At 60.3% G+C, this 14372-nt stretch carries 14 protein-coding genes; 4 read left to right on the top strand and 10 right to left on the bottom strand.

Features of this window, described 5'->3' with window-relative positions; all coding sequences use genetic code 11:
* Window positions 1-168 precede the first annotated feature (168 nt).
* The 6 genes from aroB to pilM all read right to left on the bottom strand — a co-directional run bounded on the left by aroB (window position 169) and on the right by pilM (window position 6278).
* Entirely contained in the window at window positions 169-1245 is a 1077-nt protein-coding gene (aroB, locus tag GH656_RS02565; protein WP_153074445.1) for a 3-dehydroquinate synthase, read from the bottom strand.
* 9 nt (window positions 1246-1254) lie between these two features.
* Window positions 1255-1761, bottom strand: coding sequence for a shikimate kinase (locus tag GH656_RS02560; RefSeq protein ID WP_174769678.1), 507 nt, complete (start codon window positions 1759-1761; stop codon window positions 1255-1257).
* A gap of 140 nt (window positions 1762-1901) precedes the next feature.
* Window positions 1902-3587, bottom strand: a complete 1686-nt coding sequence (locus tag GH656_RS02555; RefSeq protein ID WP_153074443.1) for a type IV pilus secretin PilQ — start codon at window positions 3585-3587, stop codon at window positions 1902-1904.
* On the bottom strand, window positions 3584-4579 hold the full coding sequence (locus GH656_RS02550) for a hypothetical protein (protein ID WP_153074442.1): 996 nt from the start codon (window positions 4577-4579) through the stop codon (window positions 3584-3586). Before GH656_RS02550 ends, GH656_RS02555 begins: the two co-directional genes overlap by 4 nt.
* A complete protein-coding gene (locus GH656_RS02545) occupies window positions 4576-5304 on the bottom strand; it encodes a PilN domain-containing protein (protein WP_217352210.1) in 729 nt (242 codons plus the stop codon). Before GH656_RS02545 ends, GH656_RS02550 begins: the two co-directional genes overlap by 4 nt.
* Complete coding sequence (gene pilM, locus GH656_RS02540) at window positions 5301-6278, bottom strand: type IV pilus biogenesis protein PilM (RefSeq protein ID WP_153074440.1); 978 nt, start codon at window positions 6276-6278, stop codon at window positions 5301-5303. The genes GH656_RS02545 and pilM overlap by 4 nt, the downstream gene beginning before the upstream one ends.
* Window positions 6279-6343: 65 nt before the next feature.
* Here pilM and GH656_RS02535 point away from each other — a divergent pair, with 65 nt between their 5' ends.
* A complete protein-coding gene (locus GH656_RS02535; RefSeq protein ID WP_153074439.1) occupies window positions 6344-6577 on the top strand; it encodes a hypothetical protein in 234 nt (77 codons plus the stop codon).
* On the top strand, window positions 6537-8924 hold the full coding sequence (locus tag GH656_RS02530; protein WP_153074438.1) for a penicillin-binding protein 1A: 2388 nt from the start codon (window positions 6537-6539) through the stop codon (window positions 8922-8924). Before GH656_RS02535 ends, GH656_RS02530 begins: the two co-directional genes overlap by 41 nt.
* 220 nt (window positions 8925-9144) lie before the next feature.
* Here the strand turns inward: GH656_RS02530 and cyaY are convergent, their stop codons facing one another.
* A complete protein-coding gene (gene cyaY, locus GH656_RS02525) occupies window positions 9145-9462 on the bottom strand; it encodes an iron donor protein CyaY (RefSeq protein WP_153074437.1) in 318 nt (105 codons plus the stop codon).
* Window positions 9463-9496: 34 nt separating this feature from the next.
* On the opposite strand from cyaY, the gene lptM reads away from it, so the two are divergent.
* Together lptM and lysA are read left to right on the top strand one after the other, a co-directional pair.
* Window positions 9497-9829, top strand: coding sequence for an LPS translocon maturation chaperone LptM (gene lptM, locus GH656_RS02520; RefSeq protein ID WP_153074436.1), 333 nt, complete (start codon window positions 9497-9499; stop codon window positions 9827-9829).
* Window positions 9830-9839: 10 nt separating this feature from the next.
* Entirely contained in the window at window positions 9840-11111 is a 1272-nt protein-coding gene (gene lysA / locus GH656_RS02515) for a diaminopimelate decarboxylase (protein ID WP_153074435.1), read from the top strand.
* Between the two features lie 181 nt (window positions 11112-11292).
* On the opposite strand, the gene msrQ is transcribed toward lysA, so the two are convergent.
* The 3 genes from msrQ to ccsB form a co-directional block, all read right to left on the bottom strand.
* Window positions 11293-11985, bottom strand: coding sequence for a protein-methionine-sulfoxide reductase heme-binding subunit MsrQ (msrQ, locus tag GH656_RS02510; RefSeq protein ID WP_153074434.1), 693 nt, complete (start codon window positions 11983-11985; stop codon window positions 11293-11295).
* Between the two features lie 12 nt (window positions 11986-11997).
* Window positions 11998-12993, bottom strand: a complete 996-nt coding sequence (gene msrP, locus GH656_RS02505) for a protein-methionine-sulfoxide reductase catalytic subunit MsrP (protein ID WP_153074433.1) — start codon at window positions 12991-12993, stop codon at window positions 11998-12000.
* Between the two features lie 187 nt (window positions 12994-13180).
* On the bottom strand, window positions 13181-14371 hold the full coding sequence (gene ccsB / locus GH656_RS02500) for a c-type cytochrome biogenesis protein CcsB (protein ID WP_153074432.1): 1191 nt from the start codon (window positions 14369-14371) through the stop codon (window positions 13181-13183).
* Window position 14372 lies beyond the last annotated feature (1 nt).

The raw sequence follows: 14372 nt of genomic DNA, 5'->3' as shown, positions 1-14372 counted from the left end.
AGTCACTGCGGCCTCCGGCAAAAATAGACTCGGTGCCTAAACCTGAAGTTGCGACGACGGTTCTGACAGCGGTTACGACAATGGTTGCAACAACTGCGGCGCTCACCACTCACCCAGTCCAATCCAGATCAAATCAGATCAAATCAGATCAAATCAGATCAAATCAGATCAAATCGCTGCCGCGAGCGTCGCGCGCACGACATCATCAGGAGCGGTGGAAATTAGCGTCTCACCGAAGCGTTTAAGCAAAATAAATTTGATCTCGCCCGCTTCGGCCTTTTTATCGACGCGCATCAGTTCGAGATAGCGCGCCTGATCAAGCGCCGGAGCGCGGACCGGCAAACGGGCGGCGGTAATCACGTCCACCAGGCGGCGGCGCGTGGCTTCATCCAGATAGCCCAGCCGCACCGATAAATCAGCGGCCATCGCCATCCCGCAGCCCACGGCTTCGCCATGCAGCCATGCCCCGTAACCGAGCCCGGCCTCAATCGCATGACCAAAGGTGTGACCGAAATTGAGGATGGCCCGCAAGCCGCCCTCACGCTCATCGGCGGCGACCACCGACGCCTTGATCTCACACGAACGCTTGACCGCTTCGATCAGCGCCGATGGCTCGCAGCGGTTCAGCGCCGCCATGTTCGCCTCAATCCAGGCGAAAAAATCAACGTCGGCAATCGCCCCCGTCTTGATGACCTCAGCGATACCCGCTGCAAGCTCACGCTCTGGCAACGTGCCCAGTACGCTAACGTCCGCGATCACCGCCTGCGGCTGATAAAACGCACCAATCATGTTTTTGCCAAGCGGATGATTAATCCCCGTCTTGCCCCCCACCGACGAATCAACCTGCGAAAGCAACGTGGTCGGCACCTGGATAAACGGCACGCCACGCATGTAGCACGCTGCGGCAAAACCGGTCATGTCGCCCGTCACGCCGCCGCCAAGCGCGACCAGCGTGGTTTTACGATCCGCCCGTGCGCCTAGCAGCGCATCGAAGATCTGATTAAGCGTTTCCCAGTTTTTGTATGCTTCGCCGTCTGGCAGAACCACCGTCGAAACAGCTTTACCCAGTGGTGCCAGCGCCTGGCGCAGCGCCACGCCATATAGCGGATCAACCGTGGTGTTGCTGACGATGGTGATGCTCGTCCCCGCGACGTGAGGCGCAAACAACGCGGCCTGATGTATCAGGCCTTCACCAATATGAATGGGGTAGGCGCGTTCGCCCAGTTCGACGTTGACGGTAATCATGCTCGGCCCTTAAGGCGCAGAAAGAGGGGTGATCCCAGCCATTTCAAGCTGCATCAGGACCATGTTGACGAGCCCGTTGACCGATGGCCTTCCGGTTTCGACGATGAAATGCGCGCACTCGCGGTATAGCGGATCGCGGATCTCGAACAACGCTTCGAGCCGTGCTTTCGGGTCTTCAGTCTGAAGAAGCGGGCGATTGCGGTCGCGCCGGGTGCGCAGCCAGAGATCATGCGGATTGGCCCGCAGATAAATGACCAGACCACGCTGATGCAACAGCGCGCGATTGTCCTCACGCAAAATCGCGCCGCCGCCCGTGGCCAGCACGATACCTTGCTGCTGAGACAGATCGGCAATCACCTGGGCCTCGCGCTCGCGGAATCCAGCCTCCCCTTCGATATCGAAGATGACCGGGACGCGAGTGCCGGTACGTGCTTCGATTTCGTGATCGGAATCGAAAAACGGCCGCCCCAGCCGACGCGCCACTGCACGGCCCACCGTGGTTTTACCCGCTCCCATGAGACCTACAAAAAAAACATTGGCGTGTGCTTCCGGCGCTTGCAACGGTGTCCTCTGGCTATTCCGCGGTGATTGGTGCCGCAGCTTACTGGCAAAGTCCGTGCCTTGTCGAGTCTGCCGCCCGCGAGGCAAACCCGTTCTCAGTACGGCTGCACAACTCGCGGCGTAATGAACACCACCAGTTCGTTGCGCTGGTCTCGATGTGCCCGGTGGCGAAAAAGCGCACCCAAAAGCGGAATTCTGCCGAGAAAGGGCACGCGCGTAACGTCGTCACGGTCGTTCGTTTCGTAGATGCCGCCAATCGACACCGTGCCACCATCCTCTACCTCAACCCGCGTGCGCACATGCTTGGTGTGGATCGCCGGGCCCGCCGCGGTTTGTTCGCCCACGCTGTCTTTGGCCACATCCAGATCCAGCACGACCTTGCCGTCCGGCGTGATTTGAGGCTCGACTTCGAGCCTCAGGCTGGCACGGCGAAACTGCACACCCGATACGCCTTGCCCCACCTTCGCCTGATACGGCAACTCCGTGCCCTGCTCGACAATCGCTTTCATCCGGTCGGCGGTCACCACCCGCGGGCTTGAAACAAGCTGACCGCGCCCCTCTGCTTCCAGCGCGCTCAGTTCAATATTGAGCAACCGTGTGGCACGCGCCGCAAATAACGTCAAACCAGCCGTAGCAGCCTCAAAACCTGAAACCGGCCGGGCCGACAAATCAAAGACCGAGCCATCCTTGCCTCCCGCTACGCCAGTCGACACGCCATCGGTACTCGTACCCGCAAGCGACAGCCGAGTACCCAGGGTGCGTGAAAAACCCTGCTCGCCTTCGACGATACGCGCTTCAATCAGCACCTGACGCGTGGGCCGGTCAAGCGTCGCCAGCAGCGCGGTAATTTGTTCCAGACGCGCCTCCAGATCAGTAACGAACAGCATGTTGGTACGCGGATCAGCCATCACTGCACCACGCTTTGACAGCACCCGCTGGCTGCCCGATGCGGTCAGCAAACGCCGAAGCTCTTCGGCCCGGGCGTAGTGCAGCTCGAAAGTGCGGCTGGCGAGGGGCTCCAGATCAGCCGCGCGGGCATGGGCTTCATAACGCTGCCGCTCACGGGCAGCCAGATCCGCCAATGGAGCGACCCAGATGACGTTGCCCCGGCGCTTCATCGCCAGCCCATGGACGTCAAGCAAAGTGTCGAATGCGGTACGCCACGGCACTTTGTCCAGTCGCAGTGAAACCGTGCCCCGCACGCTTTCGCTGGCAACGATATTGAGGCCTGTGAATTGCGCAAAAGCGTTCAGCACGGCACCCAGTTCGGCACGCTGGAAATTCAGCGTGATGGGCTTGTCCGCTGCTAGTCCGTCGGCGGTATCGGCGGCGGCATCACTAGCGGCCACGCTAAGGCGTGTCGCAGGCGCTAGTGGCACGGGCGGACCTTCCAGCGTTTGAACTACTGGCAGCAACGAGGCCTGGTGTGACGGCAATGGCGTGGGTGGTGCCAGTGGCGTAAATGGCGCGAGTGGCGGACCAGCCAGTGGCAGGTCACGCGCGCCATCGTCGCTGGCTTCACGAGCAGTTGCGCTTGCGCTGTCGGCGGCGTTGTCGGTCACGCCGGATTCTGGGGCATCCCGAAACGGGTTAAGCATCGTTGATGCCGACGCAAGCGGTGCCACCGGTGCAAGCGGCGGTAGCGGTGGCACGCCATACGGCGTGGTGGTGTCAGCGAATGGCATGCGCTCAGGCAGCGGCGGCAACGATGCCTGGACACCCGTATAAGCCACCAGACCCGCACAAGACAACAACACGCGGAGCATTCGAATACCCGTCATGGTGCTTGCTCCGAGAGCGTCAGCCGGCGCTCGCTAACGCTATTACCGCGCTTGCCACGATTACTCAGTGCAATGGCATATGCCTCAATCCGGTTAACCCGCTCCGCACCCAGATCCTGTCCCGTTGCGACGGTGGCCACGCCCTCTGGCGTTTCGACTAAAGCAAGGCGATGCCGAGCGTCATGCAACAGGCCCGCCAGACGCAACGGCGCGTGCCCAGACAGGCCCTCGCTGCCACGGCCAGACTCCGTGGCAAATAGCGCAAACGGGTCATACAGAATCACATCGTCGTCGTCCGCATTGGCCGCATTGGCCGCAGAAGCAGAAGCAGGGCCAGCCAGGGCAGGTGCAGGAACCAGCGCACTGAATACCTGCAACACCGCACTCAGCACCAAGCCCTGCCCATCACGCTTGAGCATCACCTCGTGGGGCACGACCAGCACCGGCAGTTCGTCCAGCCCTGACAGAAACCCCATCAACCCAGCGAAATCAGCTCGCGCTGTCATCTGCACCGGCCGCGCGAGATCCATGCCATGGCCGGTTGCCGCGCCGGGCTCCAGCGTCAATAGTTCAACCCCGTATTGCGCGGCAAGCTGTGACACGATTCGCACGTCATCCGCCGAGCTCCATCGCGCATGCGTGCCTGTGGCAGCAAGGCCGGTGGTGGCAGTAGCGGTGGCAGTAGAAGCGGCAGCGGCAAGCGAATCACGGCGCAATTCTGGCAAACGCTGAACAGCCGCACGCGCGTCCAATAACCGCTGCTGAGCCGCATCGAGCAACTGCTGGCTGTGCGCCGCATGGCCAAGATCGAAAGCGCGCCAGCCATGCGCACCCAGGCCAAAGGTCGTGACGGCAATAAGCGCTGCCATCAAGCAGCGTCGACGAGGGCTCCATGCCTCAAGCGGCAATCCCGGTTGCAAGCGCTCAAGCCAGTTCGGCAGACGTGACGCTGGCCTGGATGAGCCCCATTGATTGGCTACGGCGACCGTCATGGCGCACCTCGCAAGCCACCGTTCGCGGGCCGGGCTGTGCCAGAAGAAGCTGGCATGTCCCAGCGCAACCGGGCAGTGAGCTGCACCATTGCGGCGTCCGTCGTTGCTGCATCCTGAGCGCGGCCATTCACGCGGCGCAATTCGCTCATCTCAACGCTCTTCACGCCAGGCAAAGCCGAAAGTTTTTTCAGCCACGCGGCCGCCGGCAGATGCCCCAACGCCGTGGCATAGACCTTGGCATCGTGCTCGCGCATTTGCACTTGAACCACGCTCACGCCCTCCACCGAAGCTCGTCCCATCGCATCCAGCAACGTGCGCAAACGCACCAGGGGCACTGAATGCGCCACGGATTGCACCGCGCGCTGACGCTGGGCCGCCGCCTCCTGCATCAACCGTGTGTGTTCACGCAAAGGCAGCGCCAGTTGTGCCAGCGCATCGTCGAGCGCCACCCGCCGCGCTTCATCCCGGCGCTGCTCAACGGTCTGCCAGACTGCCAGCGCCAGCACGGCGGCACACCCGGCTGCAAACGCTACCAGCCCTTGAGCCAGGCAACGCTTGCGGCTACGTCGCTGGTCGCGCTGGCGATAAGGCAGCAAATTGAAGCCGCCGACCCACATCGACGGCAAGTCCGGCCGCCGTCGTACCCGGGGAACACCCACGGCACCAACCGTTCCGGCTGCTCCAGATCCAGCAGATCCAGCAATACGCAAGCGCATCAGGTTCATTCCATCACCCCACGCAAGGCCAGACCGCACGCCACGGCACATGCGGGCTCACGCAGCAGCGCATTGGGACGCGGCGGCAGACATTCGCCAAACGCCGAACATTCGAATGGCAATGCCACACAGCCCAGCACATCCCCCATATCCGCCAGAGAAAAGCACATACCGCCCAGCAAATCGAGATCCCCGCCGATCAGCGCACAACTTGGCGCTTCCCCTGCGGCAAGCTCGCGCAGCGCGTCGGCCAGATCGGCATACATGGCGTCTGGGTAACGCATTGCGCCAGCGATCTGGCCATCGGCGACACGCCAGCCATGCACCCCATCCCAGCTAAGCCACAGCGCGATGTAGGACATATCGGGATCAAGTTCGATGTTTGCGGCGTAGCGCATGGCGCGCAATGCGGCATCTGGCTCACCATCCAGCGTCGTGAGGACAATACCCGCCAGCGCGGCACACTCCACCCGCGCTTCAAGATGACGCCTTGCAGTAACCGCGATACTCAGCCGCTCGGGATACGACAAAGGAGGATCAACGAACCAGTCAACCGCCAGCGCGTGCCGCTCAACGCCAGCAATCCGCTCCGCCTCAGCCATCACGGCGGGCTCAAGACCTGCCAGCTTGAAACCGTTTGAAACCACACTACCGCTGGATGCCAGCGCGGCCAGGGGCAGCGTCGCTGTGAGCGTGACCGAAGCTGGCACCGCCATCGCGCAGTGCAGCACATGGCCCGCACAAGCGCTCGGCAACTGGTTAAAAACCTCACGCAGTGCCTGAGACACCGCCATGCGGTCGATGATCTCTGCACCTGCCATCGCCCCCTCAGGCAAGGGCCAGGAAGCCATTGCCTCAATCCGCAGCGAACTCCGGGCCCGTCCACGCTGGCTAAGCGCCACCAGCCTCACCGCTTGCGGGCTGACATCAAGGCCCACCGCAAAACGTCGCACTGCCATTAACCACGATTCATCAAACACCATTTATCCCCCCACGCACCAAGGCACACGCCGCCTGACACCGTGAACGTCACAGAAGGCGGCCAGCAATGAAATGGATTGTGCTTAGCGCGACGCTCTGGAGCCATTCGGCCGAATGGCTAACGCTCAAGCGAGGCCGGTTCATCGGCCATGCAGACCGTTACAGTGACGCTGTGTCCGTTCCCGGCGAAATCAGCGGATTTCCTGAAAAGCTGGAAAACCCGGGCGGCTATAATCGCGGGACTGTTTTTTGGTGTTTCTATGCAACCCTCTTCTCCTGCCTCTCCGCCACCTTCCCCTGAAGCGCGCAAATCCCCTTTATGGCTGAAAGTGATTTTGTGGTTCGCTGGCCTGATCGTGGCCGCCATCGCGTGCGGCGCGCTGCTGCTCGGCTATGCGCTGGTGGTCGCCACGCCGAACCTGCCTTCACTCGACGCGCTCACGGATTACCGCCCTAAAGTACCGCTGCGGATCTACACCGCCGACCACGTGCTAATTGGCGAATTCGGCGAAGAACGGCGCGACATCGTCCATATCCAGGACGTTCCCGAAACGCTCAAGAAAGCCGTGCTGGCCATCGAAGACGCCCGCTTCTACGACCACGGCGGCGTCGATCTGACAGGCATCGCGCGTGCAGGATTTGTAGCGCTAACCAATGGCCATGCGTCACAAGGCGCGAGCACGATCACGATGCAGGTTGCGCGCAACTTCTTTTTATCGAGCGAAAAAACCTACACGCGCAAGATTTACGAAATGCTGCTGGCGTACAAGATCGAGTCGAAGCTGTCGAAAGACCAGATTCTCGAGGTCTATATGAACCAGATTTATCTGGGCCAGCGCGCTTACGGTTTTGCCAGCGCCGCGCGGGTGTATTTCGGCAAAGACCTGAAAGACCTGACACTCGCCGAATCCGCCATGCTCGCGGGCTTGCCCAAAGCGCCATCGGCTTACAACCCCGTGGTCAATCCAAAACGCGCGAAGGTGCGCCAGGAATATATCCTGCAACGCATGCTTGAGCTGCGTTACATCACCCCGGAGCAATACGCCGAGGCCACCCGCCAGGTGCTGGCTATCAAAGGTGCAGGCAAGGAATTCAGCGTGCATGCCGAATATGTCGCTGAAATGGTGCGGCAGATGATGTACGCGCAATACCGCGAAGAAACCTATACGCGCGGCCTCAACGTCGTCACGACGATTGATTCCGCCGATCAGGACGTCGCCTATCGCGCGCTGCGCAAAGGGCTGATGGAATACGAACGGCGCCACGGCTATCGCGGGCCGGAAGGCTTTATCGAGCTGCCCGCCGAACAAGGCGAGCGCGAGCAGGCCATTGACGACGCACTGCTCGATCACCCCGACAACGGCGAACTCGTCGCGGCGGTTGTCACGTCAGCCGACCCCAAACAAGTACAAGCCAGCTTCATCGACGGCAACACCGCCACGATCCAGGGCGACGGCCTGCGTTTCGCCGCTTTCGCGCTTGGCCCGCGCGCCCAACCAACCCAGCGTGTGCGGCCCGGAGCGATCATCCGGCTCATCAAGGGCGACGACGGCAGTTGGGCCATTACCCAGCTACCGCAGGTGGAGGGCGCGTTTGTTTCGGTGGTCCCGCAAGATGGGGCGATCCGCGCGCTGGTAGGCGGGTTCGACTTCAACAAGAACAAGTTCAATCACGTCACCCAAGCCTGGCGTCAACCCGGCTCAAGCTTTAAACCGTTTGTCTATTCCGCTGCACTGGACAAAGGCTTGGGCCCGGCCACCATCATCAACGATGCCCCGCTCTACTTCAGTGCGGCGGAAACCGGTGGACAGCCGTGGGAGCCGAAAAACTACGGTGGCGGGTTCGATGGCCCGATGACCATGCGCACCGGGCTGCAAAAGTCGAAGAACCTGGTTTCGATTCGCATCCTCAACCAGATCGGCACCAAATACGCGCAGCAATTCATCACGCGCTTTGGTTTTGATGCGGAGCGTAATCCGGCATATCTGCCAATGGCGCTGGGGGCCGGTCAGGTGACGCCGCTCCAGATGGCAGGCGCGTTTTCGGTATTCGCTAACGGTGGCTACCGGATCAATCCGTATCTGATCGCAGAAGTCACCGATCAGCGTGGCGTGGTGGTGACGCATGCGCAACCGCTGGTAGCAGGCGAAAGCGCACCGCACGCGATTGATCCGCGGAACGCGTACATCATGAACAGCCTGCTGCAAAGCGTCGCGCAACGCGGCACCGGTGCCAAGACCAACGTGCTGAAACGCGGCGATCTGGCGGGCAAGACCGGCACGACCAATGATTCGCGCGATGCATGGTTCGGCGGCTATCAGCGCACGCTCGCGGCCGTGGCCTGGATCGGCTACGACAATCCGCGCAGCTTGGGCGACCGCGAAACTGGCGGCGGTCTGGCATTGCCGGTATGGATCGAGTACATGGGCAAAGCGCTCAAAGGCGTGGCGGAATACCGAATGCCAATGCCAAATGGCGTCGTGACCCTTGGCGACGAACTGTATTACGACACCTTCACGCCTGGGCATGGCTTTGTCGCCACGGTCGGCCTAAGTCAGGCGCAACAAGAAGGCGGAGCGAGCAGCGCGCCAGCAGAAGTGGGCGAGGAAGAAAAGCAGGACATCATGAACCTGTTCCGGGGCCACTAGGCGCGAACCCCTGGCACGAACCCAGGCGCGGGCCAGGCACGGATTAGACTCCAACCTCACCGCGGCTGCTCCAGCGGTGTTTCATTCATGACTGGGGGGCCTTGCCTGATACGCCAGGCTGAGCGAGAAACGCGGGGTTTTACAGTCAAAATTAAAAAGTCATGCGGCACGTTAGCCGCATGACTTTTAAAGACCGCCGTGCAGCGGCCTCAAACTCACCTCACAACGCAAAATGCAGCGGCTCACCCGCTTGCTGCGTCGCATAGTCAGACAGCGCGGCAAAAAATTCCGTGCCGCCACGCGTATCCCGCCATGCACCATCAATCAATCTGAAATGAAATCCACCCGCCTTCGCGGCGATCCAGATTTCCCGCATTGGCGGCTGCAAATTCACGATGATCTTCGATTTGTTTTCGAATTCGAGCGTTAAAACATTACCGCTCCGCTCAAATTCAATATCCACCTGGGTCGTGTCCAGGGTGCGCTCAATAGCCGCCAGAACGGCCTCAGCGCGGGTCAGGTAGTCACTGTCAGACATGCTAAACTCCGTCGATTAACTTTTAGGGACAGTCATGCGAGTCATTTTTCGGATGAGCGCGATTGTAGCGGCTTTAGCCGTTGGTACGGCTGGCCTGCTTGGCGGCTGCGGACAACGCGGCGCGCTCTATCTGCCCACCGTGCCGCCGTTACCGGCCAAACCGCTGTACCAGCAGCCCGCGTCAAACACTCAGCCCGATACCGATACAGCAGCCTCCGCCTCCAGGGCCGTCGGCACTGTGCCCGACACCTCCGGCGAGCCACTTCCGCTCACGCTGTCACCTGACGACGAGTTGCGCACCCTTCCCGCCAGCGGCTCTGCTCCCACACCGCAGCAACCTGCCCTTAGCACCATCCCCGTTCAATAAAACTTTCCGCATGACTCCTTCCGCATTTGCCTACGTCGACGGCGTGCTGCACGCCGAACGCGTGTCAGCCGTCGATCTCGCCGAACAGTTCGGCACTCCGCTTTACGTGTATTCCCGCGCGGCGCTCACCGATGCCTGGCAGGCATACGCTGGCGCTTGCCAAGGACGCCGCGCCAGTGTGCATGTCGCCGTCAAGGCCAACAGCAATCTCGCGGTGCTCAATGTCTTCGCCCGGCTTGGCGCGGGCTTCGACATCGTCTCGAGTGGCGAACTGGCACGAGTGCTCGCGGCTGGCGGCAAAGCAGAAAACACCGTGTTCTCCGGCGTCGCCAAACGGGCCGACGAAATGCGCGAAGCACTGATCGCAGGCGTCAAATGCTTTAACGTCGAATCCATTCCCGAACTCGACCGGCTCAATGCCGTTGCCGCGTCACTCGGCAAACGTGCGCCGGTTTCGTTGCGCGTCAATCCCGACGTTGATGCCAAAACCCACCCCTATATTTCGACCGGTCTCAAGTCGAACAAATTCGGCATTGCCTTCGACGAAGCACGCACCGCCTACCGCACCGCAGCAGCCATGCCGCACCTCAACGTGATCGGAATCGACTGCCATATCGGCTCGCAAATCACCGAAGTCGCGCCGTACCTGGATGCAATCGACAAGCTGCTCGAACTCGTCGAGCAGATCGAAACCGATGGCGCGACGCTCAGCCACATTGATGTCGGCGGTGGCCTGGGCATTACTTACCTGGACGAAACACCGCCAGAAATTGGCCACTTCGTGCGCACACTGCTGGACCACATCGAAGCACGCGGCCATGGTCAGCGCGAAGTGTATTTCGAACCGGGACGCTCGCTGGTTGGCAACGCGGGGGTGATGCTCACACGAGTCGAATTTCTGAAGCCTGGCGCAGAAAAAAACTTCGCCATCGTGGACGCCGCGATGAACGACCTTGCCCGCCCCGCGATGTACGAAGCCTTTCACGCAATTGCGCCGGTAGTGCAGCATGCGGCAGGCACCACGCCTGGCCAGATCTATGACGTGGTGGGTCCAGTCTGCGAAAGCGGCGACTGGCTAGGCCGCGACCGGCACCTGGCGATCCATCCCGGCGAATTGCTCGCCGTGCATTCAGCGGGTGCCTATGGCTTTACGATGAGCTCCAACTACAACACCCGGCCACGCGCCGCCGAAATAATGGTGGACGGTGACCAGGCTCATGTTGTCCGGGCACGTGAAGAAGTCACGCAGTTGTTTGCTCAGGAAGCGGTTTTGCCCGCTTAAACACTCGCCTCAGTTCACGCGCTCACGCGCCCCCAAAAAAGCGATGCCCGTATCAGGCATCGCTCAGACTGCTGACCAACCCCACGTTTTTCGGAGCGTGGGGTTTTGTTTTTCAGGTGAGGTGAACGGAGCGGTTTTCACGTCTGCGCCATGTTCGCCTTTGCAGCAAATCTGCGGCAAATCACGCTATACGGGACCGTGCCAGGTACCGTTTGAACCACATCCCCAGCCGCCATCCCAGCAGCACCACCACGATAGCTCCGTAGATTTTGGGCAAAAGCAAATCATGCTTTCCCGCCTTCATCCACCAGAAATGCAAAATCACCAGCACACCGATCGCGTAAATAGCGCGATGCAACATCTGCCAGCGGCGGCCGAGCCTGCGCACCATCGCACGCGGGGACGTCGCCGCAAGCAAAATCAACAACACAAATGCCGCAAAACCCACGGTGATAAAAGGCCGCTTGCCAATATCTTTCAGGATGGCAGCGAGGTCGAACCATTTATCGAACCAGAGGTAGGTCGTGAAATGCAGCACCGCGTAAAAAAACGCATACAGACCCAGCATGCGGCGAAACCGCACTAACGCATTGATCCCCGTGATGCGGCGCAGTGGCGTCACCGCCAGCGTGATGCAGAGAAAAACCAGCGTCCAAAGCCCGGTCGAGCGCGTGATGAACTCGATGGGATTGGCACCCAGCCTGTCTGTCACCCCGAACAGCACGATGCGAGCCAGCGGATACCAAGCGGCAATAAAGACGGCAATTTTCGCGGCCGCCACCCAGCGGCCCGCAGCCGGTGGAGGTTTTTTCGGCGTTACGACTTTTTGCGTATCCCCACGGGCTACGGCCGCTGTGCGCAAATTGGTTGCCATGGTGCGTGCCGCTCAAAAATTTTTCTTTAGATCCATGCCCTGATACAGCGAAGCCACTTGATCGCCGTAACCGTTAAACATCAACGTCTTGCGCTTTGCCGTGAAAAAGCCGTCTTCACCGATCCGGCGCTCAGTCGCCTGGCTCCAGCGGGGGTGATCCACAGCCGGATTCACATTGGAATAAAAACCGTATTCCTGCTTTGCGTAAGTGTTCCAGCTCGTGGGCGGCTGATGTTCAACGAAACGGATTTTTACCAGCGACTTCGCACTCTTAAACCCATACTTCCAGGGCACGACCAGCCGCACCGGCGCGCCATTCTGGTTAGGAAGCACTTGGCCGTACAGGCCAAACGTCAGCATGGTGAGCGGATTCATCGCCTCATCCATACGCAAGCCTTCGGCATACGGCCAGTCAAGCACGGGCGTCGACAAGCCCGGCATTTGCGACGGATCAGCCAGGGTGATGAACTGGACAAACTTGGCCTTGCCCGTTGGTTCCGCACGCCGGATCAGCTCTGACAACGAAAAGCCGATCCACGGAATCACCATGGACCAGCCCTCAACACAGCGCAGCCGATAGACCCGCTCTTCAAGCGGAGCGATTTTCAGCAGCTCATCGAGGTCATACACCTTGGCATTTTTCACTTCGCCTTCAACACTGACCTGCCATGGACGCGGCCGCAGCGACCCCGCGCGTTGCGCCGGATCAGCTTTGTCCGTGCCGAATTCGTAGAAATTGTTATACGTCGTGACGTCTTTATAAGGCGTGACCTTGTCGGGCACGACAAAGCGCGGCTGAGTTTTTGCCTGCAATTTTTGCGCCTTTGCATCCGGCGAAGTGTAGGCCGCCAGCGCCTCGCCATTGACACCAACGAGACCACCAAGCGCCGTCGCACCGCCCATCTGCAGCACGCGCCGCCTGTTGGCGAAGACCTGCGGCGGCGTGATTTCGCTCCGGGCAATCGCGTCACCATTAAGCGCCCCGCGTGCCATTCGTTTGATCCACATGATGCCGCCCTAGTCAGAAAAAAGAGAACGAGTGTGTCGTCATTCGAACCGGATTTCAATCATCCGGTTCGCATAAAACGCGACGCAACCATTACGCCAAATTTCCGCCACTGACAAAATTCCATAAAAAAACCGCCGGGTTTTGAAGCCCGGCGGTTTTATTCAGCAGCGTGCCGAACCACGAAACTTACAGCTTGCCGTAACTATGCAGGCCCGACAGAAACATGTTCACGCCGAGAAATGCAAACGTCGTCACCAGCAGGCCCGTGAGCGCCCACCATGCTGCCACGGCGCCACGCAAGCCTTTCATCAGACGCATATGCAGCCACGCGGCGTAATTCAGCCAGACGATCAGCGCCCAAGTCTCTTTAGGATCCCAGCTCCAGTAGCCGCCCCACGCCTCAGCCGCCCATAGCGCACCGAGAATCGTCGCAATCGTGAAAAAAGCAAAGCCGACGGCAATCGACTTGTACATGATGTCGTCGAGCACTTCGAGCGCGGGCAAACGGTCCGCCAGCACGCCGCGCTCTTTGACCAGATACGCCACCCCCACCATCGCGGACAGCGCAAAACTGCCATAGCCAATGAAGTTCGCCGGGACATGGATTTTCATCCACCAGCTTTGCAGCGCAGGCACGAGCGGCTGGATCTGCTGCGCGTCGCGCGCAATTGAATACCACATCAGAAAACCCACAGCGGCGCTAATCACCAACAGCACGAACGCGCCCAGCGAGCGCGTGTTGTAGTGCTGTTCGGTATAGAGATAAAGCAGCGCGGTAATCAAGCTAAAGAGCACGAATACTTCGTACAGGTTCGAAACCGGAATATGACCGACATCGGCACCGATCAGATATGACTCATACCAGCGCGCCATCAGCCCGACGAAACCCATCAGCACAGCGGCCCAGGTAAGCCTGGAGCCAATCGAGCCGCCCGTTGGCGAGCGCGTCAGCATGCCAATCCAGTAGAACACGGTGGCCAGCACGAACAGCGCGCTCATCCAGAGAATCGCCGACTGGCTGGACAGCAGGTACTTCAGGAAAAACGCGCTGTCCGCACGCGCCAGATCCCCCTGATACATCCAGATAGCCAGCAGCGAAAGCGCAGCAATGCCCACCATCAATTGACGCGAAGGCTTCCAGCGCCAGCCGAGCACCATGAACACCGGCACCGCGCAGATCAGCACCAGCGTGTCGTAATAGTTCATGAACGCGTGATAGCGCCACAACGCAAAGCCCGCGCCAGCAACCAGCACCAGCGCAAATAGCCAGTCAAATGTGCCAAGACGCCGCAGAAACGGGCGCTCATCGAGTAAGGCGGGATGTATTGCGTCAGCAGACGAGTCTGGACGCGAGGAAGAAGCTGGGGTCAAGTCCATG

It is taken from the genome of Paraburkholderia bonniea (assembly GCF_009455625.1).
GTDB classification, from domain to species: Bacteria; Pseudomonadota; Gammaproteobacteria; order Burkholderiales; family Burkholderiaceae; genus Paraburkholderia; species Paraburkholderia bonniea.
Note: the sequence above shows the minus strand (reverse complement) of the source record. Positions and strands in the feature narration are given on the sequence as shown.

Bases quoted from the DNA above. Each gene is read 5' to 3' on its own strand.
- aroB (WP_153074445.1), bottom strand. From the start codon at position 1,245: ATGATTACCGTCAACGTCGAACTGGGCGAACGCGCCTACCCCATTCAT.
- GH656_RS02560 (WP_174769678.1), bottom strand. From the start codon at position 1,761: ATGGGAGCGGGTAAAACCACGGTGGGCCGTGCAGTGGCGCGTCGGCTG.
- GH656_RS02555 (WP_153074443.1), bottom strand. From the start codon at position 3,587: ATGACGGGTATTCGAATGCTCCGCGTGTTGTTGTCTTGTGCGGGTCTG.
- GH656_RS02550 (WP_153074442.1), bottom strand. From the start codon at position 4,579: ATGACGGTCGCCGTAGCCAATCAATGGGGCTCATCCAGGCCAGCGTCA.
- GH656_RS02545 (WP_217352210.1), bottom strand. From the start codon at position 5,304: ATGAACCTGATGCGCTTGCGTATTGCTGGATCTGCTGGATCTGGAGCA.
- pilM (WP_153074440.1), bottom strand. From the start codon at position 6,278: ATGGTGTTTGATGAATCGTGGTTAATGGCAGTGCGACGTTTTGCGGTG.
- GH656_RS02535 (WP_153074439.1), top strand. From the start codon at position 6,344: ATGAAATGGATTGTGCTTAGCGCGACGCTCTGGAGCCATTCGGCCGAA.
- GH656_RS02530 (WP_153074438.1), top strand. From the start codon at position 6,537: ATGCAACCCTCTTCTCCTGCCTCTCCGCCACCTTCCCCTGAAGCGCGC.
- cyaY (WP_153074437.1), bottom strand. From the start codon at position 9,462: ATGTCTGACAGTGACTACCTGACCCGCGCTGAGGCCGTTCTGGCGGCT.
- lptM (WP_153074436.1), top strand. From the start codon at position 9,497: ATGCGAGTCATTTTTCGGATGAGCGCGATTGTAGCGGCTTTAGCCGTT.
- lysA (WP_153074435.1), top strand. From the start codon at position 9,840: ATGACTCCTTCCGCATTTGCCTACGTCGACGGCGTGCTGCACGCCGAA.
- msrQ (WP_153074434.1), bottom strand. From the start codon at position 11,985: ATGGCAACCAATTTGCGCACAGCGGCCGTAGCCCGTGGGGATACGCAA.
- msrP (WP_153074433.1), bottom strand. From the start codon at position 12,993: ATGTGGATCAAACGAATGGCACGCGGGGCGCTTAATGGTGACGCGATT.
- ccsB (WP_153074432.1), bottom strand. From the start codon at position 14,371: ATGGACTTGACCCCAGCTTCTTCCTCGCGTCCAGACTCGTCTGCTGAC.